The sequence below is a fragment of the Thermanaerosceptrum fracticalcis genome, assembly GCF_000746025.2.
GTDB lineage: Bacteria > Bacillota > Peptococcia > DRI-13 > DRI-13 > Thermanaerosceptrum > Thermanaerosceptrum fracticalcis.
In genome coordinates this window covers 1,698,160-1,723,941 of record NZ_CP045798.1, presented here as the reverse complement: position 1 = coordinate 1,723,941, position 25,782 = coordinate 1,698,160, and the positions used below count along the sequence as shown (strand labels likewise).

23 protein-coding genes are annotated in these 25,782 nt (G+C 48.5%); all 23 read left to right on the top strand.

From position 1 onward, the window contains the following. Position 1 precedes the first annotated feature (1 nt). The 23 genes from BR63_RS08900 to BR63_RS08795 all read left to right on the top strand — a co-directional run bounded on the left by BR63_RS08900 (position 2) and on the right by BR63_RS08795 (position 25,780). Positions 2-880 carry a branched-chain amino acid ABC transporter permease gene (locus BR63_RS08900; protein WP_034424242.1) on the top strand — a complete coding sequence of 293 codons (879 nt, stop codon included), beginning with the start codon at positions 2-4 and terminating at the stop codon, positions 878-880. Continuing rightward, positions 880-1,656 carry an ABC transporter ATP-binding protein gene (locus BR63_RS08895; RefSeq protein WP_034424245.1) on the top strand — a complete coding sequence of 259 codons (777 nt, stop codon included), beginning with the start codon at positions 880-882 and terminating at the stop codon, positions 1,654-1,656. Before BR63_RS08900 ends, BR63_RS08895 begins: the two co-directional genes overlap by 1 nt. Further along, positions 1,649-2,356 (top strand): ABC transporter ATP-binding protein, encoded by a 708-nt coding sequence (locus BR63_RS08890; RefSeq protein ID WP_034424246.1) that lies wholly within the window; start codon positions 1,649-1,651, stop codon positions 2,354-2,356. Before BR63_RS08895 ends, BR63_RS08890 begins: the two co-directional genes overlap by 8 nt. Positions 2,357-2,471: 115 nt before the next feature. Continuing rightward, positions 2,472-4,145, top strand: coding sequence for a LytS/YhcK type 5TM receptor domain-containing protein (locus BR63_RS08885; RefSeq protein WP_034424248.1), 1,674 nt, complete (start codon positions 2,472-2,474; stop codon positions 4,143-4,145). A gap of 14 nt (positions 4,146-4,159) precedes the next feature. Further along, positions 4,160-4,930: a LytR/AlgR family response regulator transcription factor gene (locus tag BR63_RS08880; protein WP_034424250.1), complete on the top strand. Its 771-nt coding sequence runs from the start codon at positions 4,160-4,162 to the stop codon at positions 4,928-4,930. 152 nt (positions 4,931-5,082) lie between these two features. After that, the gene (locus BR63_RS08875; RefSeq protein WP_034424252.1) at positions 5,083-6,480 is read left to right on the top strand and encodes an SLC13 family permease; all 1,398 of its coding nucleotides are present in this window, start codon (positions 5,083-5,085) and stop codon (positions 6,478-6,480) included. Further along, positions 6,481-7,614 (top strand): FAD-binding oxidoreductase, encoded by a 1,134-nt coding sequence (locus tag BR63_RS08870; protein WP_034424254.1) that lies wholly within the window; start codon positions 6,481-6,483, stop codon positions 7,612-7,614. Positions 7,615-7,616: 2 nt separating this feature from the next. Further along, positions 7,617-8,933 carry a (Fe-S)-binding protein gene (locus BR63_RS08865; RefSeq protein WP_051966061.1) on the top strand — a complete coding sequence of 439 codons (1,317 nt, stop codon included), beginning with the start codon at positions 7,617-7,619 and terminating at the stop codon, positions 8,931-8,933. Continuing rightward, complete coding sequence (locus BR63_RS08860) at positions 8,911-10,290, top strand: FAD-binding oxidoreductase (RefSeq protein WP_207724784.1); 1,380 nt, start codon at positions 8,911-8,913, stop codon at positions 10,288-10,290. Before BR63_RS08865 ends, BR63_RS08860 begins: the two co-directional genes overlap by 23 nt. 261 nt (positions 10,291-10,551) lie before the next feature. After that, a complete protein-coding gene (locus BR63_RS19980; RefSeq protein WP_081908251.1) occupies positions 10,552-10,683 on the top strand; it encodes an RNA polymerase sigma factor in 132 nt (43 codons plus the stop codon). Then, positions 10,676-15,748 carry an Ig-like domain-containing alpha-2-macroglobulin family protein gene (locus BR63_RS08850; RefSeq protein WP_051966063.1) on the top strand — a complete coding sequence of 1,691 codons (5,073 nt, stop codon included), beginning with the start codon at positions 10,676-10,678 and terminating at the stop codon, positions 15,746-15,748. Before BR63_RS19980 ends, BR63_RS08850 begins: the two co-directional genes overlap by 8 nt. Further along, positions 15,745-16,623, top strand: a complete 879-nt coding sequence (gene amrB, locus BR63_RS08845) for an AmmeMemoRadiSam system protein B (protein WP_034424257.1) — start codon at positions 15,745-15,747, stop codon at positions 16,621-16,623. Before BR63_RS08850 ends, amrB begins: the two co-directional genes overlap by 4 nt. 337 nt (positions 16,624-16,960) lie before the next feature. Continuing rightward, a complete protein-coding gene (locus BR63_RS19345; protein WP_243270086.1) occupies positions 16,961-17,182 on the top strand; it encodes a diguanylate cyclase in 222 nt (73 codons plus the stop codon). Next, positions 17,151-19,283, top strand: a complete 2,133-nt coding sequence (locus tag BR63_RS08835) for an HD domain-containing phosphohydrolase (RefSeq protein WP_187142863.1) — start codon at positions 17,151-17,153, stop codon at positions 19,281-19,283. The genes BR63_RS19345 and BR63_RS08835 overlap by 32 nt, the downstream gene beginning before the upstream one ends. Positions 19,284-19,391: 108 nt before the next feature. Continuing rightward, positions 19,392-19,760: a hypothetical protein gene (locus tag BR63_RS08830; protein WP_034424260.1), complete on the top strand. Its 369-nt coding sequence runs from the start codon at positions 19,392-19,394 to the stop codon at positions 19,758-19,760. 3 nt (positions 19,761-19,763) lie between these two features. Beyond that, complete coding sequence (locus tag BR63_RS08825) at positions 19,764-21,167, top strand: ATPase domain-containing protein (protein ID WP_034424261.1); 1,404 nt, start codon at positions 19,764-19,766, stop codon at positions 21,165-21,167. 11 nt (positions 21,168-21,178) lie between these two features. Next, positions 21,179-22,258 (top strand): PocR ligand-binding domain-containing protein, encoded by a 1,080-nt coding sequence (locus BR63_RS08820; RefSeq protein ID WP_243270085.1) that lies wholly within the window; start codon positions 21,179-21,181, stop codon positions 22,256-22,258. Continuing rightward, on the top strand, positions 22,152-22,595 hold the full coding sequence (locus BR63_RS19515) for a GGDEF domain-containing protein (protein ID WP_338056048.1): 444 nt from the start codon (positions 22,152-22,154) through the stop codon (positions 22,593-22,595). The genes BR63_RS08820 and BR63_RS19515 overlap by 107 nt, the downstream gene beginning before the upstream one ends. Before the next feature lie 186 nt (positions 22,596-22,781). Then, a complete protein-coding gene (locus BR63_RS08815) occupies positions 22,782-23,540 on the top strand; it encodes an STAS domain-containing protein (RefSeq protein ID WP_034424262.1) in 759 nt (252 codons plus the stop codon). Further along, positions 23,530-23,892, top strand: coding sequence for an STAS domain-containing protein (locus BR63_RS08810; protein ID WP_034424263.1), 363 nt, complete (start codon positions 23,530-23,532; stop codon positions 23,890-23,892). The genes BR63_RS08815 and BR63_RS08810 overlap by 11 nt, the downstream gene beginning before the upstream one ends. 17 nt (positions 23,893-23,909) lie before the next feature. Further along, positions 23,910-24,362, top strand: coding sequence for an anti-sigma regulatory factor (locus tag BR63_RS08805; protein ID WP_207724783.1), 453 nt, complete (start codon positions 23,910-23,912; stop codon positions 24,360-24,362). Further along, on the top strand, positions 24,359-24,985 hold the full coding sequence (locus BR63_RS08800) for a SpoIIE family protein phosphatase (protein WP_034424264.1): 627 nt from the start codon (positions 24,359-24,361) through the stop codon (positions 24,983-24,985). Before BR63_RS08805 ends, BR63_RS08800 begins: the two co-directional genes overlap by 4 nt. Then, positions 24,986-25,780 carry a GGDEF domain-containing protein gene (locus BR63_RS08795; RefSeq protein ID WP_034424265.1) on the top strand — a complete coding sequence of 265 codons (795 nt, stop codon included), beginning with the start codon at positions 24,986-24,988 and terminating at the stop codon, positions 25,778-25,780. The last annotated feature ends 2 nt before the right edge of the window (positions 25,781-25,782 follow it).

The window sequence follows — 25,782 nt, the reverse complement described above, 5'->3', positions numbered from 1 at the left end:
TATGTGGTATTATGTACAAGGAGTCCTGGCTTTGGCCATGATCAATGTGATTTCCGTGGTAGGGCTTGCGGTTTTCACCGGTTTTACCGGCCTCTTTTCCCTGGGTCATGCGGCTTTTATCGCCATTGGGGCTTATACGGCAGCCATTAGCACCTATTTTTATGAAGTCAACTTTTATGTAGCCCTGCTTTTGGGCGGTTTAATGGCCGGACTGGTAAGTTTGATCATCGGATATCCTACCCTGAAGGCCAAATTGAGAAGTGACTATTTTGCCATTGCTACCTTAGGCTTTGGTGAAGCGGTGCGCGTTATCCTGGAAAACCTGGATATAACCCAGGGAGCCCGGGGTCTGCCGGGAATCAAAGTGTATTCTACTTTTCCTGTGGTCCTGATAGTAACCCTTATTGTCATCTATGTAGCCCGTAATTTTGTTTTCTCCAGGTATGGCAGGATGGCCATCGCTGTGCGGGAAGACTTTACGGCTGCAGAAATGATGGGGATAAACCTCTTTAAAGTGCGCCTCCGTTCCCTTTTCTTCAGTGCTGTCTGTGCCGGAGTGGGGGGTGGTCTCTTTGCTCACTACATTTCCTTTATCCAGCCTAGCATGTTCACAGGAGTACAGTCTACCATGCTCACTGCTGCCGTGGTAGCAGGAGGAATGGGCAGCATCACCGGGCCCATTGCCGCAGCCCTTATCTTTGCCGCTATACCCGAAGTCTTGCGGGTGGCCAACATGTGGCGCCTGGTGGCCTATGGCTTTATTCTGGTAGCCATCATGGTTTTACGGCCCCAGGGTATTTTCGGTTATAAAGAGCTAAGCTGGAAGACATTTTCGGGATTGGTGCGTAAAACATCAAGGGCCAAAGGAGGTGCGGCCTGATGACTGTTTTGGAAATCCGCAATCTAACTAAACGTTTTGGCGGTATTGTGGCCTGCAGCGACCTCTCCTTTCAGGTAGTCCAGGGAGAGATCATGGGGGTGATTGGACCCAACGGGGCAGGTAAAACCACGGTTTTCAACTTAATCACCGGGGTTTATGGGCCTACCAGCGGCCAGATTATTTTTCGGGGTCAAGAAATTGGTGGGAAAAGGCCCGACACCATTGTAGAGACGGGGATAGCCCGGACTTTCCAAAATATTCGTCTGTTTAAGAACCTTTCCGTGCTGGAAAACGTCATCATTGCTTTAGATCAAAAGCATGTGGAATATTCCTTACCCAGAGCATTGCTCAGGACCCCTGCTGTGTCCCGTTCTGAAGAGAAATTGCGCAAGCTGGCCCTGGATTATCTGGGGATCGTTGGCTTAGAGGACAAGGCTTATCAGCGGGCAGACAGCCTGCCCTATGGTTTGCAGCGCAAACTGGAGATTTCCCGGGCCCTGGCCCTGGAGCCGACCCTGCTTTTGCTTGATGAACCGGCAGCAGGCATGAATCCTGAAGAATCCCTGGAATTAGCAGGTTTGATCCGGGAGATTAAGAACCGGTTCAGCCTTACCATTCTCCTCATTGAACACCATATGGATGTGGTGATGGAACTGTGTAACCGTATTGTCGTCATGAATTTCGGTGAAAAACTGGCCGAAGGTACCCCAGAAGAGATCCAGGAAAATCCATTGGTGTTAAAAGCTTATTTGGGGGAGGGGTACAAGCGTGCTTAAAGTGGAAAACATCAATGTCTTCTATGACCAGATACATGCACTAAGGGATGTTTCTCTGCAGGTGGAGCCGGGTCAGATCGTTTCCATGGTCGGCGCCAACGGTGCGGGAAAGTCTACTTTAATGATGACCCTGGCCGGTGTTCTGAAAGCAAGAAGCGGTTCCATCTTTTACAATGGAAAGCCCTTGCCCACTGAGCCTCATCTTGTCCTGGCTGAGGGAATATGTCTGGTGCCGGAAAGAAGGCGGCTGTATGCCAATCTTACAGTAAAAGAAAATCTCCTCATGGGGGCCTACCTGCGTAAGGATAAAAAAGGGATTCAGGAGGATATGGAAAAAATGCTGGACCTCTTCCCCATCATGCGGCAGCGCATTAATCAATATGCGGGAACTCTCTCAGGAGGAGAACAGCAGATGGTGGCCATTGCCCGGGGGCTCATGTCCCGGCCCAAAATCCTTCTCTTAGACGAACCTTCCCTGGGGTTAGCGCCCCTCATTATCGAGCAGGTATTTAAGACGATTCTGGATGTAAAAGCCCAGGGTACTACCATCTTCCTGGCGGAACAGAACGCTTTTAAATCACTGGAAATCTCCGATTATGCCTATGTCCTGGAAACAGGCAGGGTAATACTTTCCGGTCCCGGAAAAGAACTCCTGGACAATCCCATGGTCCAGCAGGCTTATCTCGGCGTAAGACATTAATAAGAGGCCCTTTGCCACTAATGGCAGAGGGCTTTAAGATTTAGTTAAAGGAAAAACAGCCGTTCATCTCGAAAAGTAGTTAAATAATAGTGCAAGAGATTGAACAGGTGAACAGATGAAACTCCTTATAAACATAGTGCAAAACATGACTACTATTGCCTTACTTGCTTACATCCTGTGCAGGAATAACAGCTTTCGTAATGCCCTGGTTAATCAGGCCAGTAAAAAGGAGAAGCTGTTCTTAAGTGTGTTATTTGGTATGATTTCCGTTATCGGGAATTACCTGGGCATCCCCATTTTAGAAGGGGCCTTAGCTAACAGCAGAATAGTGGGGCCTGTGGTAGGCGGACTCCTGGCTGGGCCGGTAGTAGGGGTAACTGCCGGTCTAATTGGGGGTATCCACCGTGTGTTTTTAGGGGGCTTTACTGTTGGGGCTTCATTAATAGCCAATATTACAGCTGGTCTAATTGGAGGGTGGGTTTATAAACGTTATGGCCCGGCCAGGATAACACCCTTGATGGGATTTTTTACCGGACTGGCGGCTGAATTGGTCTTGAAAACCCTGGTGCTATTAATATCTAAACCCTTTGAAGCGGCTTTGGCCTTACAAAAGATTATTGGTTTGCCTACCATGCTCATTAATTCTTTGGCTGTGGCCCTTTTCGTCATCATTGTAAAGGACATGCATATGGTCTCGCAACTGGCGGGAGCAGCCTACGCAGAAAAGGCTTTGTGCATTGCCAGGGAAACCATGTCCATTTTGCGGAAGGGGTTGAACGAAAACTCGGCTCAACTTACAGTGGAAGTAATCCACCGGGTCACGAATGTAGCCGCAGTGGCCATTACCGATGATAGACAAGTACTGGCCTATGTAGGTGTAGGCAGTGATCACCACCTGGCAGGCGATCCGATTATGACTGCACTGACCAGGGGGGTATTCCAGGAGGAGAGCGTTTTAGTAGCCAACAGCAGGGAGGAACTGGGCTGTCCAGTGCCCGGTTGTCCCCTCGAATCCGGGGTGGAAGCTCCTTTAAAAAGCCACGGTAAAATCATTGGTTCAATTAAAATGTTTAAGGTGGGGGACCTGGTCCATTCCTCGGATGTTAAGCTCTGTGAAGGAATTGCGGAGCTTTTAAGCATGCAGATTGAAAATGCTAAAATAGATGAACAGATGAGACATTTAAAGCAAGTGGAATATGACATGCTGCGGGCGCAAATCAACCCCCATTTTCTTTTCAACACCCTGAGTATTATCAAATCCTTGTGCCGGAGTAATCCCGAACGGGCTCAGGACTTATTGGTGAGTCTGGCGAAATTTTTTCGCAGGACGTTCCAGCGCAAGGAACCGCTGGTTTCCCTTGCCGAAGAGTTGGAAGGATTGGAAGATTATCTGGCCATTGAAAAATCACGCTTTGGAAGTCGGTTAACAATATTTATGGAAATAGAGAGGGAATGTTACGAGGCGAAAATTCCCATTTTCACTTTGCAACCTATAGTGGAAAATGCCTTGCAGCATGGCCTCTTTCCGAAAAAAGGCAATGTGACTCTGACCCTGCAGGCCTTTATAAAGGACAATACTGTGATTATACGCGTTAAAGATGACGGTTTAGGAATAAGCGAAGAAGTGAAAGAGGCAATTGGGAATAACCAGGTGATTAGTTCCATGGGAATTGGTATTACGAATGTGAGGCAAAGATTGCATGCCCTTTTCGGGGTTGATTATAAGCTTAATATCAGCAGTGATTCCGGTGGAACTTGTGTAGAATTTATTCTTCCCTATCTTACCTGAGGAGGTGACCGGATGTGCCCTTAAGAATCCTCATAATTGATGATGAAGAGTATATTTGTGACGACCTCAATCACATTTTACAGAAATTCAAAGATGTACTGGTTATGGGACAGTATCACGATGGGGACAGCGGTTTGGAGGCTATCAAACTGTTTAAGCCGGATATTGTTTTCCTAGACATAAAAATGCCCGGCCTAAACGGTATAGAAATAGGGAGGCATATCCAGGGCAGTTGTTTTTATAAACCTTACATTATTTATGTTACAGCCTATGACCAGTTTGCCCTTGATGCCTTTAAAGTGGACGCCATTGATTACCTCCTGAAACCTTTAACACAGGAAGATATAGAAAAGGTATTGGAAAAGGCCAGAGTCTTTCATGCCTCCCGGGAGGCCCTGTGCCAGGTTCCCCAGAAAACTGCAGCGGCAAAACCTGTTTATCCTGGCCTATGTCGTATTTCTGGCCAACTGGAAGGCAAAACCCATCTCCTTGATCCAACAAGGATATTAATGGCTTATGCAAGAGACAGACAGGTTTTTATCTATGCCGACGGAAAGGAGTATCTAAGCAGCCAATCCCTACAAGAGTTGGAAAAAATTTTGGAGCACCAGATGTTTTTTCGCTGTCACAGGAATTACCTGGTAAACCTGCTAAGAATAAAAGAGGTTATCCCCTGGTTTAATGGCTCCTATTTACTGGTAATGGACGAGAAAAAATTTGAAATATCAGTCTCCAGGAAAAGGGTTAAGCTCCTTAAGCAGATTTTTAATTTACCTCAGGGCTAAAATCTAAAAATCAGTACACTTCGTTATCCCCTAATTACCACCGGTAGGGCAAATATGTTCCCTGGTGGCTATTTCATTTATTAGCGTTATTTATTTTAATTAAACTGAATTTAGAGAAAATACTATAAAAGTTTATAAGGGGATGGTAAATTATGGACAAAAAGAAAATCAGTCTGATTGCGGCTTTTCTGGCTCTTGCTCTCATTGTCTGGGTGATGCCAACAGTTCAGGGGCTGACTGTAGAGGGGAAAAGGGTCTTGGGCATCGCCGTCTTTGCCATTATTGTGTGGGCTACATCTGCTGTAAGTGATGCTTTAAGTGGATTTCTTATCGTTTTTTTCCTTGCCTTTTTTACCGGTAAGACGAGTGTCGCCTTTTCGGGATACAGTAACACTGCCCTGTGGCTATTAGTCGTAGGCTTTATCATGGCGGCTGGTATGGAAAAATGCGGTCTCTCCAGGCGAATCGCCCTGTATCTGATCAGCCTGGCCGGTGGTTCCGCCCGAAAAATCTACTGGGCGATCGGTTTAGTAATGGCTATTCTTACTTTTCTAGTGCCATCCATTACTGCCCGCACTTTACTCATGCTGCCTATTATCCTGGGAATTGGCGAAGCCTTTGGCGCCCGTCCTGGTAAAAGCCCAATTGTTAAAGCGCTGCTGTTTATTGTTGCTATTAGCGGAACCCTCATGAGTATCGGTGTCTTAACTGCCCATGCCGGTAACCCCATTACTGCAGGTCTCATCCAAACGGCCACCAAACAGACCGTTACCTGGTCTCAATGGCTGGTTGTTGGTGGACCTCCCGCCTTTATTTCTGGCTTCCTTTCAATTTTACTCCTGCAAATCCTCTGGCCCCCGGAAACATCTCTTTTGGGTGAGGGAGAAGCCTATGTCAAAAAGGAATTAGAGAAAATGGGCCAGTTTTCCAAAGTGGAAAGATATACCCTCGTAGTTTTTATTGTTACCTTAATCCTCTGGGCCACTGATACCTATCATAAAATAAACGCAACAGTGATAGGACTTGTCGCAGTTATCCTCTTGATCTGGCCTCAGTTTGGCGTTATGGATTGGAAAGAGGCATCGGGTAAAGTACCCTGGAACGTTTTCGTTCTATACGGCGCCGGCCTATCCATGGGAAGCGCTCTGGTGTCTTCCGGGGTTGCTAAATGGATAGCCGGTACAGCCCTCGCTCCTATTAGCCATCTGGCCATTACGACTCAATTAATAGTGTTAATCTGGTTTGCTACGGCTTTACAGGTGTTCTTTACAGGCGGAGGGCCCAAAACTACAGCTCTGACTCCCATTGTCCTGGCCCATGCAGTGACCATAGGAGCCGATCCCCTGGTCTTTGGTTTAATCATGGGAATGAACATGCAGCATCAATATCTGCTTCCGGTCAGTAACATGCCCAATGCCGTAATCATGGGAACGGGGCATCTGGAGATATCTGAAGTCATAAAGACCGGGGCCATTGCCAGCATTTTTGCCGCCGCTTTCTTCAGTCTCATGGTCTTTACTTACTGGCGCTGGATTGGAGTGATGTTCTAAATGGTATTCCTAAAAAACCAGGGGCCTTTGCCTAAAGGCCCCCTTTCTCCTTGCAACCGTGATGAAGTAGGCAAAATAATGAAATACGCCTGCCAACATGGTGTACACGTTTATACAAATGCAGCTCAACTTCCAGTGAAGACCGGTACTTCTCTCTGGTTACACTTGGAGAAGATGGACAAGATTATCGAGTTGGATTGCGCCAATCTGGTGGCTATCGTTGAACCGGGTGTTACCCTGGGGCAGTTGCGAAAAGCCCTCCAGGAGGAAAAGCTGTGTTTTCCCCCTGCCACCCCCGAGAAGGACGACTTCACGGTGGGAGAATTTTATGGCTGGGGAATGAGTAGTTTGAAGGGATTGCGTTATGGAGCAGCCAAGTATCATGTTTTGGGACTGGAAGTAGTCCTGGCCAATGGTGAGCTCCTGAAAACGGGGGGGAAAACAGTAAAAAACGTTACGGGGTATGATTTGACCAGGCTCTTCTTAAGCAGCAGGGAAACCTTAGGTGTCCCTGTATCATATATTCTTAAGTTGGCACCATTCCCCGAACAAAGGCAGTACCTTGTGCTCCGAGCAAAGGATGAGCCGGATCTCCTTAATTTGGTGCGGGCCATTTTGGGGAAAGGGGTTACCCCGGCCTGTTTAAGCTTTATAGACAAAAAAACCCTGAGGATTTCCAAAGTACAGGAGGATGAGGCCTGGCTGGGAATTCTTTGTGAGGGTTTTAATGAGGCTGTGCAGGAACAGGTTGCAGAAATTCTCGGAATGGCTGAAGAGGTGCAAGTGAGATGGGAGCAGGTTGAGGAGGAAAGATTTTTCCAACAATTAAGCATACCTGAAAAATCCGGTGCTCTCGCCCTTAAGGAGAGTTTCAAGTTACCCATGAGCAAATGGCCAGAACTTTATAGCTCCGGCTCCAGTCCCTTGCTGCCCGGGGTTTGGGGGCAGGTGGGCGAAGGCAAAGTTAATATCCTCCTTGAAGAAGGAGCCCAGTTAGATGGTTTCACGGAACTGCTGTATTTGTTGGGGGGAATTAGGAGTGAGCAAAGACCCTCGCCTCTCAGCAAAGGTCTCAAAAAAGCCCTTGATCCCCTGGGAATTCTCAATCCCTGGACGGAAGGAGAGGAGGTATGACCATGTCCCAGGGAACATGTGATCTGATGCAAAGGGAATTAGCCAAGTGTATTAAATGTGGAACTTGCCGCTCTGTTTGTCCGGTGTTTCAGGAAGTAGACAGCGAGGCCTTAGTAGCCCGGGGCAAGCTTCGTCTCGTAGAAGCTGTCCTGGAAGGAAAACTTGACTATACTCCTGGTTTTGCGGAACGGATGTCATTATGCCTGTTGTGTAAGGCCTGCGCTTCGGCATGTCCCTCTGGAGTAAAGGCGGATAAAGTATTTGTCAAAATGAGAGAAATGTTGGTTGAAAAACGGGGACTGCACGCAGTAAAAAGATTTGTCTTCACCTGGTTGAAATACCGTCGAATCTTTGATTGGTCTCTCCGTTTCGGCGCCGTCTTTCAAAACCTTTTTTTCAAAACCGCACAACAGGGAACGGGTAAAGAAGCCCGGATACCCATACCCGTAGCCGGTCTTAATAAACGTAGAATCATTCCTCCTTTGGCTGTTCGTCCTTTTCGGTCTCAAATGCCAGAGGTGATAAAAGTTCTGAAACCCCGGATGAAGGTAGCCTTTTTTACCGGGTGTATGATGAATTATATTTACCCTGATGCAGCGCATTCCCTGGTGAATGTTCTGCGGAAAAACGATATTGAGGTAGTTGTTCCCCAAGACCAGCAGTGCTGTGCCACGCCCATTTTCACTTCAGGGGATGAGCAAACGGCCCGGCAGCTTATCCAGCATAATATCAAAGTATTCAAGGGGTTATCCGTAGATGCTATCGTTACGGGATGCGCCTCCTGTGGACTGGCCTGGAAAAAGGAGTTTCCGGAAATTCTCAATACACGGGCGGCTATAAGGGAGGCCAGAGAACTCTCAGGCAAGACTTTTGATATATCGGAATTTCTCATTAAAAATGGCTATCGTCAGGATTTCAGGGAGGTGAACCTCCAAGTCACCTATCATGATCCCTGTCACTTAAAGCGTGGTCAGGATGTGTTTAAAGAACCGCGTGAATTAATTAAAGCTATTCCCGGTATCGTCTACAAAGAGATGGCGGGCGCAGACCAGTGTTGTGGTTCAGGAGGTTCCTTCAATCTGGCTTACTATGATATTTCCAGGGGAATAAATAACCGCAAGGTGGATAACATCGCAAAGAGCCAGGCCCAGGTTGTCCTGACCGGTTGTTCTGCCTGCAGAATGCACATTGCGGATGGCTTGGGCCGGCAGGGAAAGCCCATTCAAGTTTGGCATACTATACAGCTCCTGGATATGGCATATGGCGAGAAAGGGCTAGAGGATGAGAGGAGGGAAAATGATGGAGGAGATGATTATTGACAGATTGAGGGCTATAGTTGGCCCGTCAAACGTAACAACCGAGTACGAGGACCTACTTTGTTACGCCTATGATGCCACTTTCCGGGAAAGTCTCCCTGCTGTTGTCGTAAAGCCCAGGTCAACCGAAGAAATATCCCTAATTATGAGGCTGGCTAACGAGTATAAAATACCGGTAGTACCGCGAGGAGCAGGTACGGGACTTTCCGGGGGAAGCGTACCGCTTAAGGGAGGTATCTGTTTAGTACTTACCCGCTTGAACCGGATTCTCAGTATTGATAAAGAGAACAGGGTAGCTGTAGTAGAGCCGGGGGTTATTACAGATGATTTTCATGCGGTTACAGAACAAATGGGGCTTTTTTACCCTCCTGATCCCGCCAGTGGCAAAACTTCAACCATGGGGGGGAATATAGCGGAGTGCGCAGGTGGGGCCAGAGGAGTTAAATATGGTGTAACTAAAGACTATGTCCTGGGCTTAGAAGTTGTCCTGCCTCAGGGGGATGTCATAACTGTAGGAAATCCTATTGACGGCGAAACGGGAGATTATGATTATCCCCTGCTCTTTACAGGGTCCGAGGGGACCCTGGGGATCATCACAAAAATCATGGTCAGGTTGATACCACTTCCCCCTTATAAGGAAACGGTCCTGGCCATCTATGACCAACTGGAAGCAGCTGGTGAAACCGTCAGCACCATGATTAAACAGGGGGTTATCCCGACTACTTTGGAGATTGCCGACCATGCCACCATTAATGCGGTAGAAAACTACCTCGCCATTGGCTTGCCTACAGATGCCCAGGCCTTTCTCCTGATAGAGGTGGATGGGATAAAAGATGAGGTTGTCCGGCAAATCGCCATCGTTGAGGAGACTTGCCGGCGTTTTGGAGCCGTCAGTATAAAAGTTGCCAGGACGAAAGAAGAAATTGATAAACTATGGCTGGCCAGGCGTTCTATTTCCGGGGCCTGTGGGAAAATCAGCCCCACCAAAATATCGGAAGATGCCACTGTCCCCCGCAGTAAAATTCCGGAGATGATTAAAAAGGTTCGTGAAATTGCGGAAAAATACGGGATTAAAATGGTTATTTTTGGCCATGCCGGGGATGGCAATCTTCACCCCAATGTCCTGACGGATAAAAGGAACAAAGAGGAGATGGCCAGGGTGGAGGAAGCCGTGGCAGAACTTTTTCAGGCCACGGTAGAGATGGGTGGTACCTTGAGCGGAGAACATGGTATTGGCTACATGAAGGCGCCTTTTTTGAAATGGGAAACAGGCGAGACGGGTTACCAGGTGATGAAAGCAATTAAAAAGCAACTGGACCCCCACAATATTCTTAATCCTGGCAAAATGTTTACGGATTGATTGTACACTAGTTCCTGGAGCAAATAGGAGCCCAGCGCCGGTGGCCAATGTATAGTGATAGTTAAAGCTCTTGCCGTGATAAACGGTAGGAGTTTTTTTCTGGTTTATAGACAACTAATTCTGTGTTTTCAGGGTAGTTAAAAATAAGGAACTTTCTGAAGAAAAATGATATAGTTGTAATGGGACGAAAAGTATTATTTTTCCTTAGAAGGAAAACGTAACTTTTTAGCAATACCCGGTTACAACTAATGAACCGGTTCAGTGAGGAGGATATATGAAAACTATACATATGGCGAAATTTCCGAAATTATGGACAAGACCGAGGGTTCTGTCAAACAGTTGCTGCACCGCGGTTTGACAAGTTTGCGGGAGAGGATGATGAACAATGACTAAGGAACCTTTTAACCTTGATCAAGAATTAGATAAATTGGAAAGGGAATTTAAACCTCAGTTTAGTAAGATGGATGAGGTACCTTTAGACAGAGGGTTCGAAAGTAGATTGCGCCAAACCCTAGCCGATGCTGCCGAGAAAAAAGAAACGGCACAGCGGGAGAAAAAGACACCCTGGTGGAGCAACTGGTTAACGGGTAATTCCCCCGCATCGCGCAACGTGAAAGTGGTGGCTTCTTTTACCCTGGTGATTTTCATGTTTACCGGGCTCTTCCTGGGGCTTAATAAACTTGGCTTACTCTTGCATCCCCAGCCTGTCAATGCCGCGGAAATCACCCTGAAAGCCTTAAATCAAGATAGTATTGGGGTAGACCCAGGAACGGCCTTTGTTTTGTATAGCTCCCAACCCATGGAGGAAAAAGTGGTCAGAGAGACCCTAAAAATCACCCCCGCTTTTTCCTACAACCTGGAAAAAGGAGCAGGAGGGAAGGAGTACCGGATTATCCCCCAAGAGAAATTAGCCGCCAACACCATCTATAACTTTACTTTTGACCCCTCGGGCAAAGGGAGGAAAGATTTTACCTGGGCCTTCCAGACCAAGGGCAAATTCTCCGTCTTGCGTACCCTCCCCGGTAATAATTCTGTCAATGTTCCTGTAAACAGCGGGGTGGAGATTGTATTTTCCCATGAAAACTACAGTATGGACAAAATTAAAGACTATGTCTCCATCTCACCCCAGGTAGAAGGTCGTTTCGAGAAACACAAAAAAACCTTAGTCTTTGTGCCCAAAGAACTGAAACCCGGCCAGGTCTATAATGTGCAGGTCAAAAAGGGACTGCCTCTGGAGGGAAGCAGCGAAGTTTTGACAGAGGATTATGCCTTCAGCTTTGAAACAGTTCCTCCCGGCAATGAAAAAGAAACTTTTAATTTCGAAATAGATTTCAGGCCTGCAGAATTTGCCGCCAAAGAAGCCCCTGTTTTCCCTGTTTACTTTTACGGCCGCAAGGAATTTCCGCTTCTCTCTATTACGGTTTATCGCTATCCGGATTCTACAGCCTTTAAAAATGCCCTGGTAAAACTGGATGAAGTGCCCCAGTGGGCTTATTACTCCCGCCGCCAGTATAAAGAGGATTTGAGCAAACTCAGCAAGGTGGCGGAGTACCAGACGAATTTCCTGAGAGTTGACGATTATAACCACTATGCCGTCTTCCCCGAACCCCTTTCCCCAGGGTACTACGCCGCCGAGTTGAAGGCTGCCGGTACCACGAGACAGGTGTGGTTCCAGGTTACTGACCTGGCCACCTATTATGCCCTGGGACTGGACAATGCCATTTTCTGGGTAAATGACCTGGGAACGAAAAAGCCTGCAGAAACCGTTACCATAAATATAGACGGCCTCAATAATACCTTTAAGGGCGACGCAAAGGGTGTCTGCCTGGTAGATGCCCCTCTGATAAAGGATAAAACGGGTTATGCCCTGATTAAGAACAAGGATAAAGAAATTCTTGTTTCCCTGGAAACAGGGGGAATGGCATACTATCTCCGTGAAGGAAAGGAACGCCAGGATTACTGGAAATATCTCTATCTGGACCGGGAGTTATACCTGCCCGGTGATGTGGTCCATTTTTGGGGAGTTCTGGCCCCCAGAGCCAAAAATAGCCAGGAGCTGAAAGAGGTTGTTATTCAATTAAAAGGTTCGGACGGACCGCTTTACGGGGGAGCTGAGGATGCCCCCATTACAGAAAGGCGCATTGCTCTTACAGGGAATACCTTTACTGGCCAAATCCAGCTTCCTGTGTTGAAGCCCGGCTATTACTATATAAACATTAAAGCCGGGGAAACCGTGCTCCTCTCCAGGGGGTTTTCGGTGCAGACTTACCAGAAACCTGCTTATGAGATTACCGTTGATCCTGTGAAGAAGGCTATTTTTGCCGGAGAAAAGACGGAGTTTAAAGTCAAGGCTGCTTTCTTTGAAGGTACGCCTGTGCCTAACATGAGCTTGAATTACCATATCGATGGTTCCAACCAGAAGACAGTGACCACCGATGAAAAAGGGGAAGGAGTTATCCCCTATACTGCACCCCAGGGCCATGACCATTATTCTCTCTTTCATTTCAGTTACCTGGGTGTGCACAGTAACCTTCCGGAAGCGGGAGAGATCATGGCAACTTCGGGAGTCTATGTCTTCAAGAGTAAAGTCCATTTAAGCGGGGAGACCAAACGCCAGGGTGAAAGCTTTACGCTGAAAGCCAAACTCCGGGAAGTGGATTTAAGCGGCATCAATGACGGGGACTATCCCCGGGAAGAAACTTATTTGAAGGGGCCTGCAGCCAACACCCTGGTTAAAGGCAGCATTTACCAGGATGTCTGGCAAAAGGTAGAAGCCGGTGAACGCTACGACTTTATCAATAAGCGGGTGGAAAAGATTTACCATTACAACCATTCCGCCAAACACGTGGCCGATTTTAATATGGTGACCGATGCCAATGGGGAGGCCACTTATAGCGGTGCCAATCTAGACCCCAAATCTACTTACTTCATCGAGCTCTCTGCCGAGGATAAGGAAGGCCGGCAGATTAAGAACAGATATCCCCTCTACAGCAGCGAGGATATCAGCTACAACACCTACAGCTATTACCACCTGCAGAATGAAGAACAGGGCCGGGTAGGGTATACGGCCGGGGAAGAAGTAAGTCTCAAGTTTATGAATAACCAAAAGCAGCTTCCCTCACGGGAAAATGGTTTCTTGTATTTCCAGGCCCAGAACAAGATTGACCAGTATCAGGTCCTCAATAGCTCCCGCTATACTTTCACCTTCCAAAAGGAGCATGTTCCCAACGTTAATGTCTTTGCTGTCTACTTTGACGGCAATGGTTATCATACCACTTACCATTATCCAGTACCTTTTGCCCGGGATACAAAAATGCTGAAAGTCACTATAGAGACGGATAAAACAGCCTACCGTCCCCAGGACAAAGTGAAGCTCAAGGTAACGGTGAGGGACAGAGAAAATAAGCCTGTTCAGGCCAAAGTAAACCTCAATCTGGTGGATGAAGCCCTCTATAAATTGCAAAACGAGCATGTAAACTTCCTTGATAGTTTATACGGGGACTATATCATCCCCATGGTCAATATAAGGTATACCCATTATCATCCCGACCTCCACGGCGGTGCGGAACAGGGAGGCGAAGGTGATGCGGAACGCAAGGATTTCCGGGATACTGTTCTCTTTACGACCCTGGAAACGGATAAACAGGGAGTGGCCAGCACGGAGTTCCAGCTTCCCGATAATTTAACATCCTGGCGCATCACCTATCATGCCCTCACTGCTGGTTTAGAAGCAGCCAGCGGCACCGTCAAAATACCTGTGCGGCTGCCCTTCTTTGTAGCCCTGGTACTGAACGATACTTATCTCGCCGGTGACAGGCCGGTAGCGGTAGTCCGTTCTTTCGGCGAAATGCTGCCTCTCCAGTCGGCCCTGGTTTCCTATGAGTTGAAATTGCAGACTCCTGCCGGGGAGGAAATCACCCAAAAAGCAGAAGGGAAACCCTTCTCACCTGTCGACATGGTTTTACCCGAACTCAAAGAGGGAAAATATAAAATCACCATTAAAGGCAGTATTGGGGAATACCAGGATATTCTTACCAAGGAATTCGCCGTGGTCAGGTCATATTTAGAAAGAACGATTAGCCGGCATGACCTTTTGCACTCTGATCTCCAGTTGCAAGGGTCTTCTACAGAACCTACCACCCTGATCTTCAGTGACTATGAGAAAAGCCAGTATCTTACCGCCCTCTACAGTTTGAGCCGGGTTGACGGCAGCCGGGTGGAACAGCAGTTAACCAAACGGGGTGCCCAGAAGCTCTTAAGCCAGTATTTCCCGGAAAATAGTTTGCGGGAAGGCGGTAAAGACGATTCTCTTCTCCAGTACCAGAAGCCTGATGGTGGAATCAGTCTTCTTCCTTATGGGGAAAGTGAACCCTATCTCACTGCCCTGGTAGCAGCCTATGAGGCTGATCAATTTGATAAAACGTCCCTGGCCCGCTACCTGTACCGGATTCTCGAAGGCGATAAACAGAAGGAAGAGGATAAGAGCCTGGCCTTATGGGGTTTGGCTGCCCTGAAGGAGCCCGTACTCCTGGAGATCAATAAACAGCTCCATGAGAAAAACCTGGAGCCTGCCGTCAAAATACGGTTAGCCATGGCCTTGCTGGAATTAGGCAACGGTGCTTATGCCAAGGAAGTCTTCCAGGAACTCCTTACCAAGTACGGGGAAGACCTTGGTTCCACCATGAGAATTAAAGTGGGCCGGGACCAGGACGAGATCATCGAAGCTACGACACAGATGGCCCTCTTAGCCGCCAGTTTCGATAGACCTGAAAAACATAAGCTTTACCAGTACATCCTGGAGAACCCCGGCAAGGATGTGCTCAATACCCTGGAACAACTGCAGATAATGAAATACAACCTGCGCTATATGAACCCTAATCCCGTGAGCTTCACCTATGAGCTGCGCGGTGAGAAAGTAACCAAGACACTGAAGAACCAGGAGACTTATCTATTGCCCCTGCTGCCCGAAGACCTTAACGCCATCAAGTTCAGCAACATTGAGGGTAAGGTGGGCGTCATGTCCCTCTATACCAAACCTTACAGTGCTGAAGAGATAAAACCCCAGGAAGGGTTGGCCATTGCCCGGAGCTATACCGTGAATAAACGGGTCACCAATACGATGGGGCGCACCGACTTAGTACAGGTGGTGATTTCCTTTGAGATCGGCGACAAAGCTCCCGCAGGCAGCTATGAAATTGTGGATATCCTCCCGGCAGGCCTGCGTTATGTGGAACGTCCCTATGTCTATGGTGAAAAGTTCACCAACTACTGGTCCTATCCCACGGAGGTAAAAGGACAAAAGCTGACCTTCCATGTAGGTAAGGGGAGGGAAAAGATCGTCTACTATGCCCGGGTCATCTCGCCCGGTGAGTTTACCGCCCAGGCTCCTCTCCTGGCCCATGGGAAGAGTAATAAAATCAGCATACAAGGAAATGAGGGTAGAGTAATCATCAAATGAAAAGACCACTTATTATCCTCCTGATTATCCTCCTTCTCTTCGCGTTAAGTGGTTGCCAGAAAAATGATAAAATTGCCGGGAAGAGAGAGGAGGTTAGCCTCGCTCATCCCGGCAGCTTTGTCCCCCAAAAGGAATTGTACCGCTATGTTGGCAGGGAGAAAAAAGAGAATCCTGTCCAGGGTAAGGTGAAAGGGGGAATCGTCCCCCATCACCTGCTGGCAGGAGCCTTGATTGCCGATTTTATCAGTTTGCTGGCGGAACAAAAGCCGGAAGTTATCATCATTGTGGGGCCAAACCACAAGAACGCCGGCGCTAAAATCATCTCCGGCCTCTATAACTGGGAGACCAGCGAGGGCCTGGTGAAGACGGAAAGGAGCATTGTAAACCAGCTTCACCAGAAAGGACTGGTCGTCCTGGACGACAAAGTCCTCTCCCAGGAGCATTCTATAGGCACAATCCTACCTTTTATCAAGCACTACCTGCCGGAGACAAGAATCGTCCCCATTATTTTTCACCACGATGTTTCCTTAAAAGAAATCGACCCCCTTGTCCAGGAACTTGCGCCTCTTCTCAAAGAGAACGCAGTTATCCTGGGTTCCGTAGACTTCTCTCATTACCTGATGCGCCGGGAAGCGGAAGCCAAAGATGTGTTCACTTTAAAAGTAATGAAAGACTTTAACTACACCACCCTGTTCCATCTGGGCAATGACCACCTGGATTCCCCCCCTTCTTTGGCCCTGGTCTTTAGGTCCATGGAAAAAATGGGGCTAAAGTATTTTCGGGTCCTGGACAACACTAACTCGGGGGTAATCCTGCAGAACGATTTTATAGAAACGACGAGCTATTTTACGCTGGTCTTCGAAGAGGGAAAATAAAAAAGACAAAGATGAATATTAAGGGTTTTTTAGATAAAACTGGCGTCGGCATGCGAAAAGTGATTTCAGGAGGAAATTGCTAGGAAGATATCGAACTAAGGAGCGAGCTCTTTCATGGCCAAGAAGTTTGGCTAAAATTACTACATACCTGGTGATAAACTTCATGAATATATCTTCAATGAAAACGGCAGCAAAAACCTACGGATATATGTAAACTTCGCCGCGGTGGCCCTGGCCAATGCAACTTTTATCCGCCGCCTGGAAAGAGAAGCCGAAACTGACTTTTTGACCGGTTTCTTTAATAAGCGTGCCCTGCGGAATATACTGGTTACTGAACTTGAGAGGACATCAGGTACGGTATCCCTTTGTCTTTATTTTCGTGGACATAGATAACTTCAAGGCTTACAATGATATATATGGCCACATGGCCGGCGATGTGGTGCTGCAGAAGACGGCAGAGATAATAAAAAAGTTCATCAGGACTGTGGATAAATCAGCAAAACTTACATTTTTAGGAGGGCAGGCCGATGAAAAAGGAACTTTCGCACCTGGACTATAAGGAACTTTTGGAAGAAGCGGGATTGCAGCAGATACAGGAGCAAGTAAGTAAAGCCACGGGCCTTGCAGCTCTAGTTACAGACCCGAGCGGCAAGCCGATTACCAGGATAAGTAATCTTTGCCCTTTCTGTGCCATAATCAATAATACGGACCCGGGTCATGCGCGTTGCATTGCTTCCCGGATTGAAACGGCAAAGGCCGTTGCCAAATCCGGGCAACCCACGTTGCAGTTGTGCCATGCCGGTCTGGTACTTATTGCTCTCCCGATCAAAATAAAAAACGAGACTGTAGCCGTCGTGATAGGGGAGAACGTAAGCCTGGAACCGTTGCGTCTCGAGATTGTGCCGGAACTGGCAAGAGAATTGAGCCTTAATGGAAAGGAACTTATGGAAGCTGCCCGGAGGGTACCGGTATGGACGGAAGAGCGTCTCCGGGAGGCAGTCGAACCTTTTCATACCTTCACGGATACTCTTTCCCGGCTTTTGTATTCGAAGCAAGAGTTGCAGGAAAAGACTGAAAAGCTTGCGGCCTTGTTCGAGTTCAGCCAGGTTGTTTCATCAAGCCTTCGTATATCAGAAGTAGCCCAAAAGGCCCTGGAACTCGTCTTCGGGCTGACCGGTGCCACCAGCGGGTCGGTGGTCATGCTTGCCGGGGAAACCTCCGAATCGATTGAAGTTGCTGCTACTGCAGAATCGAGCAAAGAGTTCCGGGTGGTTCCCGAAAAAGAGGTCATTGAAGCGGTAACGCGCGAAGGAAGTGAGTTGCGATTTGACAGCCACCCGGAAGGCAACACAGTGGAGGAGAAGCGGCCAGCCCTTTCCATGCCCCTCAAGGTCGGGGATAAAATAACAGGGGTGTTGACACTGTCCGGCAAACCTGAGGGCGCAGAGTTCGGCGAAGACGAAGCTCGCTTTTTAAGCGTCCTTGGTACAAGCCTTGCCCTGGCCCTGGAGAACGCTCGTCTTTTCCAGGGTCTGGAGGAAAACGCGGCGATGCTCAAGCAACTTATTGAGGTGGGGCAATTGGTATCTTCCAGTTTAGAAGCGGACGTGCTCATGGGATATGCGCTGCAAAGCATGAAGGAAGTCCTGGGTGTGAAGTGGTGTGTGTTGAGGCTGCTTGACGAGGAGACGGGCGAACTGGTGCTGAAAGCGAGCCTGGGCATGGGCAAGGACTTGCAGGCAGAGGTTGAGCGAGTGCGAGCAGAAGGCACAATCTTGGGTGAGGTGCTGAAAACGGCGCAGCCGCAGTTCGTGGAAGATTTGGCAAAGTGCGCTCCCTCTTTGCGCCTGCCATATTACAGCAAAGAGATACGTTCGGTTGCCGTGGTCCCAGTACTGGCCAGGGGAAAGGTACTGGGTACACTGAAAGTATATTCGTCCTCCCCGCATCGTTGGAAGGAAGAAGAAGTCGGTTACCTGGCGACCATCGCAAGCCAGACCGGGCTGGCCCTGGAGAACGCCCGGCTTTACTCGTCGCTGCGGGATTATTATTTGAGTGCCGTGCAGGCGTTGGTGGCGGCATTGGAGGCCAAGGACGTTTACACGCGGGGTCATTCCGTGCGGGTGGCGAATTGGGCGCGGGCGTGTGCCCGCGTGCTGGGGCTTGGCGCCCAAGAAAAGGAACAAGTCTACCTGGCCGGGCTTTTACACGATTTGGGCAAGATTGGCGTGCGGGAAGACATTCTTCTCAAACCGGGACCTCTCACTGAGGAAGAAAGAAAGGAGATGCAGAGCCACCCTGTTGTGGGGTCCAGGATTTTGGAGCCCGCCAGATTTCCGGCGGCGGTCATTGCAGCCGTACGGCACCACCACGAGGACTATGGCGGCGGTGGTTATCCCGCCGGCCTGGCTGGGGAAGAGATTCCGCTGCTGGCGCGTATTATCCGCGTGGTCGATACTTACGATGCCATGACGTCCGCCAGGCCCTACCGGCAGCCGCTTACTCAACGGCAGGCGCAGGAGGAATTAAGGCGATGGGCGGGCCGGCAGTTTGACCCGCGTGTGGTGGAGGCTTTCCTTCGAATTCCGGAAGATGAAATGGAAGAAATTTCCGGGGGGGGGGGGGGGGGGGGGGGGGGGAAGGGGAGGTGGATACCCTAATGGAACTTTTTGTAGAAGTGCTCTCGCAGATAATCCGTCCCCGTGGAAATTTTCAAACAGCAAGGTATAACTAATTTGAATCTATGTTTTTATCTGAGGAGGATTGTTATGAGTGAATTCAAAAAGGAGCGGATCGAGCACTATGAAACTTTGCTGAGGGAGATATGGATTGCGTCGGCAAAGTACCTTGGAATGGTTTCTGTAAATCTTCTTATAGAAAGGGTTGTATGGGAAGTTTCGCTGGAGTATAAGGAAATAGAACTCCTGCAGTATGACCAGAACGGGATATCGTGCGCAAGGATAGCAGCCGGTTTAGAGGAAAACCCGGATCTGCCTGTCCAAGACATGTTCATGAAGTTTATCACCAGGTATGTAGCAATTTTGGCCAAACTTCTTGGCCATGAAAGAGCGGAAGAAATAAAAAACAAGCTGAAAGAAGAAGTTGCCGGTGTCTCTTTTTCTTGCAGGGAGGAATAATAGATGGATAAATTGATAACAGGCATCAAAAATTTTGACTATATTCTTGGTGGCGGCATACCTGTTTATTCATTAAACATTGTTTCCGGCGCTCCAGGCAGCGGAAAGACGATATTTGTTCAAAACATCATATTTAACAGCGCCAGGAACGGCCTCAAAAGTCTATATCTGACCACTATATCAGAATCACAGTTCAAGATGGTAAGGCATCTGCAAGGGTTTGAGTTTTTTTCAGATGATTTGCTGGGGGACAAGGTTATTTATGGTGATTTAGGACTTGTTCTGCGCAAACAGGGCACGGACAAGGCATTGGAATACCTGACTGAAATGATCAAAAAACATCTGCCGAACATAGTTGTCATTGATAGTTTCAAGGCCATAAGAGACCTCTTCCCGGACGAAAAAACGTTTAAGGCTTTTGTTTTTGACCTGGCTGCCGCTTTATCGATATGGGAAATCACCGTGTTTCTCGTGGGCGAGTACGAAGAACAGGAGCTGACGCTCTTAAGCGAGTTTGCCATAGCTGACGGGATTTTTCACCTTTACGGGCAGGAAGAAAAGCGTTTTCAAAAAAGGTTTATCCGTATTCGGAAAATGAGAGGGACCAGTTTTGAACAGGGGGAACATTTATTTCAAATTAGCCCAGTGGGAATAGAAGTGTACCCGAGGATGAGGCCGGAGGGTAAAGAACTCCAGTACGAGGTCAAGCAGGGGCGCAAGGGATTCGGGATCCCGGGTTTAGACGAAATGTTGTCTGACGGGTTATTAGAAGGGACTATTACACTCATCTCCGGTGGCACAGGTGCGGGCAAGACGATACTTGCCCTTAAGTTCCTTCTGGAAGGGGCTGAAAAAGGCGAAAAAGGAATATTCCTTTCATTTGAAGAGCCTGCGGCTCAACTTCTGAATACTGCCCGTCATCTGGGGTGGGAGATGGATAGACATCTGGCAGAGGGTCGACTCGATATCAAGTTTATTTCTCCCGTAGAACTGGATGTAGATAAACACGCTTTTGAGATACTGGACATGATCAGGGAAAAAAAGGTGGAGAGGTTTGTCATCGACAGCATCTCTTCTTTTGAAAACAGCGTTTCTGATCTACAAAAGTACAATGACTATCTCTGGGCGCTGGGACAGCAGCTCAGGAGACGGCAGATTAACACCATATTTACGGCGGTCAACGACGACCCCTTTTCACCCCTCATAGTATCCAAAACACAAATATCCTTAACAATCGATAATATAATCATACTGCGGTATGTAGAGGAAAATTCCCACATCAAAAAAGTCCTTGGAATCCTGAAAACCCGTGGAAGTGACCATGATAAGGCCTTGAGGGAATTTGAGATAACGCCAAACGGAATTAGTATTCTCGGTAAATTAGACAGAGCAGATATGTTAAAATGAGGTGCTCCTAGATGCCAACAAACCTTCTCCTCAATATATCGGTAAAATACTGGCAGGACTTTCAGGATACGCTGGCCAAGGTCATGGATACAAATATTTATATTTTTGATATAAATGGTGGCTCTTTTTCCCAATTTAGTCTGCCCGTTGAATTATGCCGGGAGGTAAATAAAGGGAGGGTGCTCCGCGACGAAAAGTGTATCAGTTTTTATAAGTCTGCCCTCGGTTCATTAGAAGATAAAGACATGCTTACCTGCCCTTACGGGATTAAACTTTGTGCGTACCGCCTGGGCTCCTACGCTCAAAAGATGGGGTTCCTTATTGTCACTCCTACCAGGCTTATAACCCAGGTGGGACGTGAGGAAGAAAATATCTTTGTTACGAAAGCACATAGCATTTACCAGACGATCAATGAGGTTCTTAAGGCTATCCTGGAAAAAAACCTGTTAGGATTACGGAGGCTTGAACTGAACAGCATCTATGAGATCAGCCGCCTGATGACCTCCATCGTCGAACTGGACAAGGTTCTGGACCTTATCACGAATTCGCTGATTATAATCTACAAGGTTGATTTATGCTTTGTAGGCCTTCGAGAAGGTGACAAAATCAGAATAGCGCAAGCCAAAGGTGAACACAGCCACTTATTGACCGGGACCGAATGGCCGTTGATCCAGCCGTTGATTGAGCAAGTTTTTTCAAAAGTTGAGCCCTTATCTCTGAGTCTTGAGGAGTTAAGGACTCTACCGGGTCTTACCGGTGTAGAGGTTACTCCTGGGACTGAAATTATTGTTTATCCCCTCTGGAGTGCTTTGGGTGCCGTCGGGTTGTTAGGTATAGTGGCCCCTGTTTCTCAGGATGACAACGGTAGCAAAAATCTGCAGATATATGCCAACTTCGCCGCAGTGGCCCTGGCCAATGCAACTTTTATCCGCCGACTGAAAAGAGAAGCCGAAACCGACTTTTTAACGGATTTCTTTAATAAGCGTGCCTTGCGGAACATGCTGTTTACCGAACTTGAGAGGACAAGGAGGTACGGTACCCCTTTATTCAGTTATTTTCCTGGACGTAGATTATTTCAAAGCTTACAATGATACCTATGGCCACGTGGCCGGCGATGTGGTGCTGCAGAAAACGGCAGAAATAATAAAAAACAGCATCAGGAGTGTGGATATTGCGGGCCGCTACGGAGGTGAGGAGTTTGTAATTATTCTTCCAGGGACGGAAAAGGAAGGTGCTGCAAAAGTGGCGAACAGAATACGGAAATCGATAGAGACTTACCCTTTCCCGTACCGCCAGGTTACCGCAAGCCTGGGGATAGCTTTAGCGAAAAACAACGATTCTGTTGATTCCTTGCTTGAAAGGGCAGATCAGGCTTTATATCAGGCGAAAAGACAAGGGAAAAACCGCTTCTACTTGGACCCATCGTAACAATATTCGCTTTAATTTGCTATGGGGAGATGCTTAATATACTTTTACCCTTCATGAGGAGTGTAGACAAATAGCTCTGTTGTTGTTAAATGTGTTATAATCCAGTTAGAAAAAAGATCTAAATAAAAGTCGGGTACGCCTTTTTCGTGTTCGTACTTTCGTTTGACAAGAAAGGAGTATGTTAAAGTGGATGAAAACCGGGTAGAAATGCTTGTTGAGGAGCTGGAGGCTGGTAGTAAGCACGAAGAGAAACTATGGCGCAAACTTTTGCCAGGAGTTGTTTCGGGTGCCACCGGAAATGATTTGCGTGAGATGATACGGGAACCCTTGTTTGGGTTGCTTCATGAACTAGGAGAAACGGCGCTGGGGGCAAAGCTGAAGCTTGTTATCGAGCGTACACCAACTTTTCCGACAGCCGAGCTTTTGCCGCTGATCCTAGAGCTTTGTGGTGAGCTGCGCCACGATAGCGAGCAGGCTGTTCGCGAGCTTGAGCGCATGCTTTCGGAGTTGGCAACGCCGATTGTCCGCATTTGGGCGGAGGTACTGCTGGTGCCGCTGATTGGCAGCCTGGATAGTGACCGGGCGCAGGGTATGGCAGAAAAGCTTTTGGAGCGCGTCAGTACCACGCGGGCCAAAGTGGTAGTTGTGGATGTCACCGGGGTCCCCACGATTGACACGGCAGCGGGTGGTTTTCTTATCGAAACGTTTAGCGCAGTGAAGCTACTGGGAGCGGAGGTTATCCTAACCGGCCTTAAGCCCGAAATCGCCCACACCTTGGTTAAGCTGGGGATCGATTTCCGCATGGTGGTGATAGCCCGTGACCTTGAAGATGCTCTGCGCCAGGCTATAGCCATGATCGAGGAAGATAGGAGCCGGCAGAGGAAAATCGTATGGACACGGGGCAGTAATTTCCCAGGTGAAGGTGGAGAACACGATGGCATTTAAAGAAAAGGTGGTCCCAACCATAAGGATTGGGGATTCTTTGTTGGTGCCCATACAGATAGACCTGGACGATAAGACTGTGGAGCAGTTGCAAGCACAGCTTTTGGAGGAAATTCGGGAACACCGGGTACGAGCGGTTATTCTGGACGTACGGATGGTAGAGGTAATCGACAGCTATATATCCTATACTCTTTCGGAGACTGCTGCCATGGCTCACCTGATGGGTTGCCGTACTGTGATCTGCGGTATTCAGCCTCCTGTGGCCCTAACCCTGGCACAAATGGGAATAGAACTGCAAGGTTTTTTGGTTGCCCGGGATCTCGAGCACGCTATGGGTCTGGTATATTCACCTTGAGAGAGGAGTAGGAGGTCTTGGACGGGAAACTAAGGGAGTTGCTGGATATTTCGGAAAACGACTTTGACGTGGTAGTGCGCATCACCCGGGAAGAAGATATTGCCATAGCCAGACAGATGGCCAAGCAACTTGCCCAAGAACTTGGTTTTTCTCTTGCTGATGTAACCAAAGTAGCTACTGCCGTTTCCGAACTTGCACGCAATATCTATCGCTATGCCCAAACTGGTAAAATAATGATCCGTAAACGGCTCGAGGAGAGCGGTGGGCCTGCCATACAAGTGGTGGCGGCTGATCGCGGTCCAGGCATCGATAACGTAGACAGGGTTCTGGCAAGAGGCTATACGACGCATGAGCGCAGTCTGGGCATAGGCTTGCCGGGAGTAAGGCGCCTTATGGATTTTTGTGAGATTGCCTCCAAAGTCGGCACGGGCACCGTGGTGAGGGTGGAAAAGAGGAGGCGCAAATTTTGAGATTACAAATTGAAAAACCGGAAGCTGACGAGCTGGCACGAGAAGGCTCCGGGTGGGAGGTATCGGCTTACTCGCGTCCCCATTGGCGGGAGAAAGTAAACGGTGACATTTGTTACACTAAAGAATTAGGTACACACGTACTTGTAGTTGTAGCAGATGTGCTGGGCCATGGGGAGGGAGCACACCGCGGGGCGGTGGTCCTGGCGCAGGCGATGCAACGGGCCACGGGTGTTCTAAAGCAGACATACTCCGTTCTGGAAGAAGCGGCTTCACAGACGCGGGGATGCGCTCTTTTCCTGGCCCTGCTTGACCGAAAAGCGATAGAATATATCTTGGTCGGGAACATCAGAGGGTGGGTGCTGACGCGAAAAGGTACGGAGGTTCTGGTGGGGCAGCCGGGCATTGTAGGCAAGAGAATGCTGAATCCTGCCATCCGCCGGCTGGAGCTGTCGGAGCCTGCCCTTCTTTTGGCCTGTACCGACGGGATCAAGCGTAGCTTTTCGCCCGTAGGTTTGCAATGGCTCTGGGAAGGGGCAGGGGAAGAAGCGGCATGCCGTGTGGTAGAGGGATATGGCATCGCTGAAGACGATGCCAGCGTGCTGGTAGGGAGGAGGTATGTCTAGTTGTCGGGGGATTTCTATTCAACTTACCGCAGTTATCTTGAACGTTATATGTACGAAGGGGCTACGGAGGGGGTGCTTCTGGAAGCATACCAGGATCTGCCGCGCTGCCTGGACGGGAGCGAGGTGCAGGCCGCCAGCATCTTGGACGTGCATACAAGGGCTCTGCGCGAAGTCATGGGGATTAAGCGGGACAGCGACAGTGTGCAGTGGATATACATAGCCCGTGCGACCGAGTTTTTGGCCCAGATCCTGATAGTTATTGATACGTTCCTCCTCCAGCTGAATGAAAGGATTGAGCGCGATCACCTTACCGGGCTTTATAACCGGCTAGCCCTTTATCGTTTGCTTCCCCAGATGATCGAAGAAGCTCAAGAGCAGGGCAAGCCGCTTGTTGTTGCCATGCTCGATTTGGATGATTTTAAGCGAATAAATGACCAGTTCGGCCACCAGGCCGGCGACGAAGCACTTCGTTTTGTAGCTGGTCTTATCAAAAGAATCTTGCGGAGTGATGACGTGGCCTTTCGCCTCGGCGGTGAAGAATTTGTAATTGTCCTTCCGGCGACAGATTTTGCCAAGGCCAGGATTCCCCTGGAACGAATTCTGTCCCAAATAGCAGCGGAAAAGATACTGCCGGGTGTGGAGGGTCTTACGGTAAGTATAGGAGTTGCCGGGTATGCCGGCCGTGGCTCTGTCGATCCCGACGAGCTAATCCGGCAAGCGGATGAAGCAATGTATCGAGCCAAAGAATTGGGCAAAAACAGAGTGGTCTTTGCCAAGGGCGATGATGGGGAGTGAGC

What these genes read in the sequence shown, in the direction of transcription:
- BR63_RS08900 (WP_034424242.1), top strand. Translation starts at nt 2, where the DNA reads ATGTGGTATTATGTACAAGGAGTCCTGGCTTTGGCCATGATCAATGTG.
- BR63_RS08895 (WP_034424245.1), top strand. Translation starts at nt 880, where the DNA reads ATGACTGTTTTGGAAATCCGCAATCTAACTAAACGTTTTGGCGGTATT.
- BR63_RS08885 (WP_034424248.1), top strand. Translation starts at nt 2,472, where the DNA reads ATGAAACTCCTTATAAACATAGTGCAAAACATGACTACTATTGCCTTA.
- BR63_RS08875 (WP_034424252.1), top strand. Translation starts at nt 5,083, where the DNA reads ATGGACAAAAAGAAAATCAGTCTGATTGCGGCTTTTCTGGCTCTTGCT.
- BR63_RS08870 (WP_034424254.1), top strand. Translation starts at nt 6,481, where the DNA reads ATGGTATTCCTAAAAAACCAGGGGCCTTTGCCTAAAGGCCCCCTTTCT.
- BR63_RS08865 (WP_051966061.1), top strand. Translation starts at nt 7,617, where the DNA reads ATGTCCCAGGGAACATGTGATCTGATGCAAAGGGAATTAGCCAAGTGT.
- BR63_RS08860 (WP_207724784.1), top strand. Translation starts at nt 8,911, where the DNA reads ATGATGGAGGAGATGATTATTGACAGATTGAGGGCTATAGTTGGCCCG.
- BR63_RS08850 (WP_051966063.1), top strand. Translation starts at nt 10,676, where the DNA reads ATGACTAAGGAACCTTTTAACCTTGATCAAGAATTAGATAAATTGGAA.
- amrB (WP_034424257.1), top strand. Translation starts at nt 15,745, where the DNA reads ATGAAAAGACCACTTATTATCCTCCTGATTATCCTCCTTCTCTTCGCG.
- BR63_RS08835 (WP_187142863.1), top strand. Translation starts at nt 17,151, where the DNA reads ATGAAAAAGGAACTTTCGCACCTGGACTATAAGGAACTTTTGGAAGAA.
- BR63_RS08830 (WP_034424260.1), top strand. Translation starts at nt 19,392, where the DNA reads ATGAGTGAATTCAAAAAGGAGCGGATCGAGCACTATGAAACTTTGCTG.
- BR63_RS08825 (WP_034424261.1), top strand. Translation starts at nt 19,764, where the DNA reads ATGGATAAATTGATAACAGGCATCAAAAATTTTGACTATATTCTTGGT.
- BR63_RS08820 (WP_243270085.1), top strand. Translation starts at nt 21,179, where the DNA reads ATGCCAACAAACCTTCTCCTCAATATATCGGTAAAATACTGGCAGGAC.
- BR63_RS08810 (WP_034424263.1), top strand. Translation starts at nt 23,530, where the DNA reads ATGGCATTTAAAGAAAAGGTGGTCCCAACCATAAGGATTGGGGATTCT.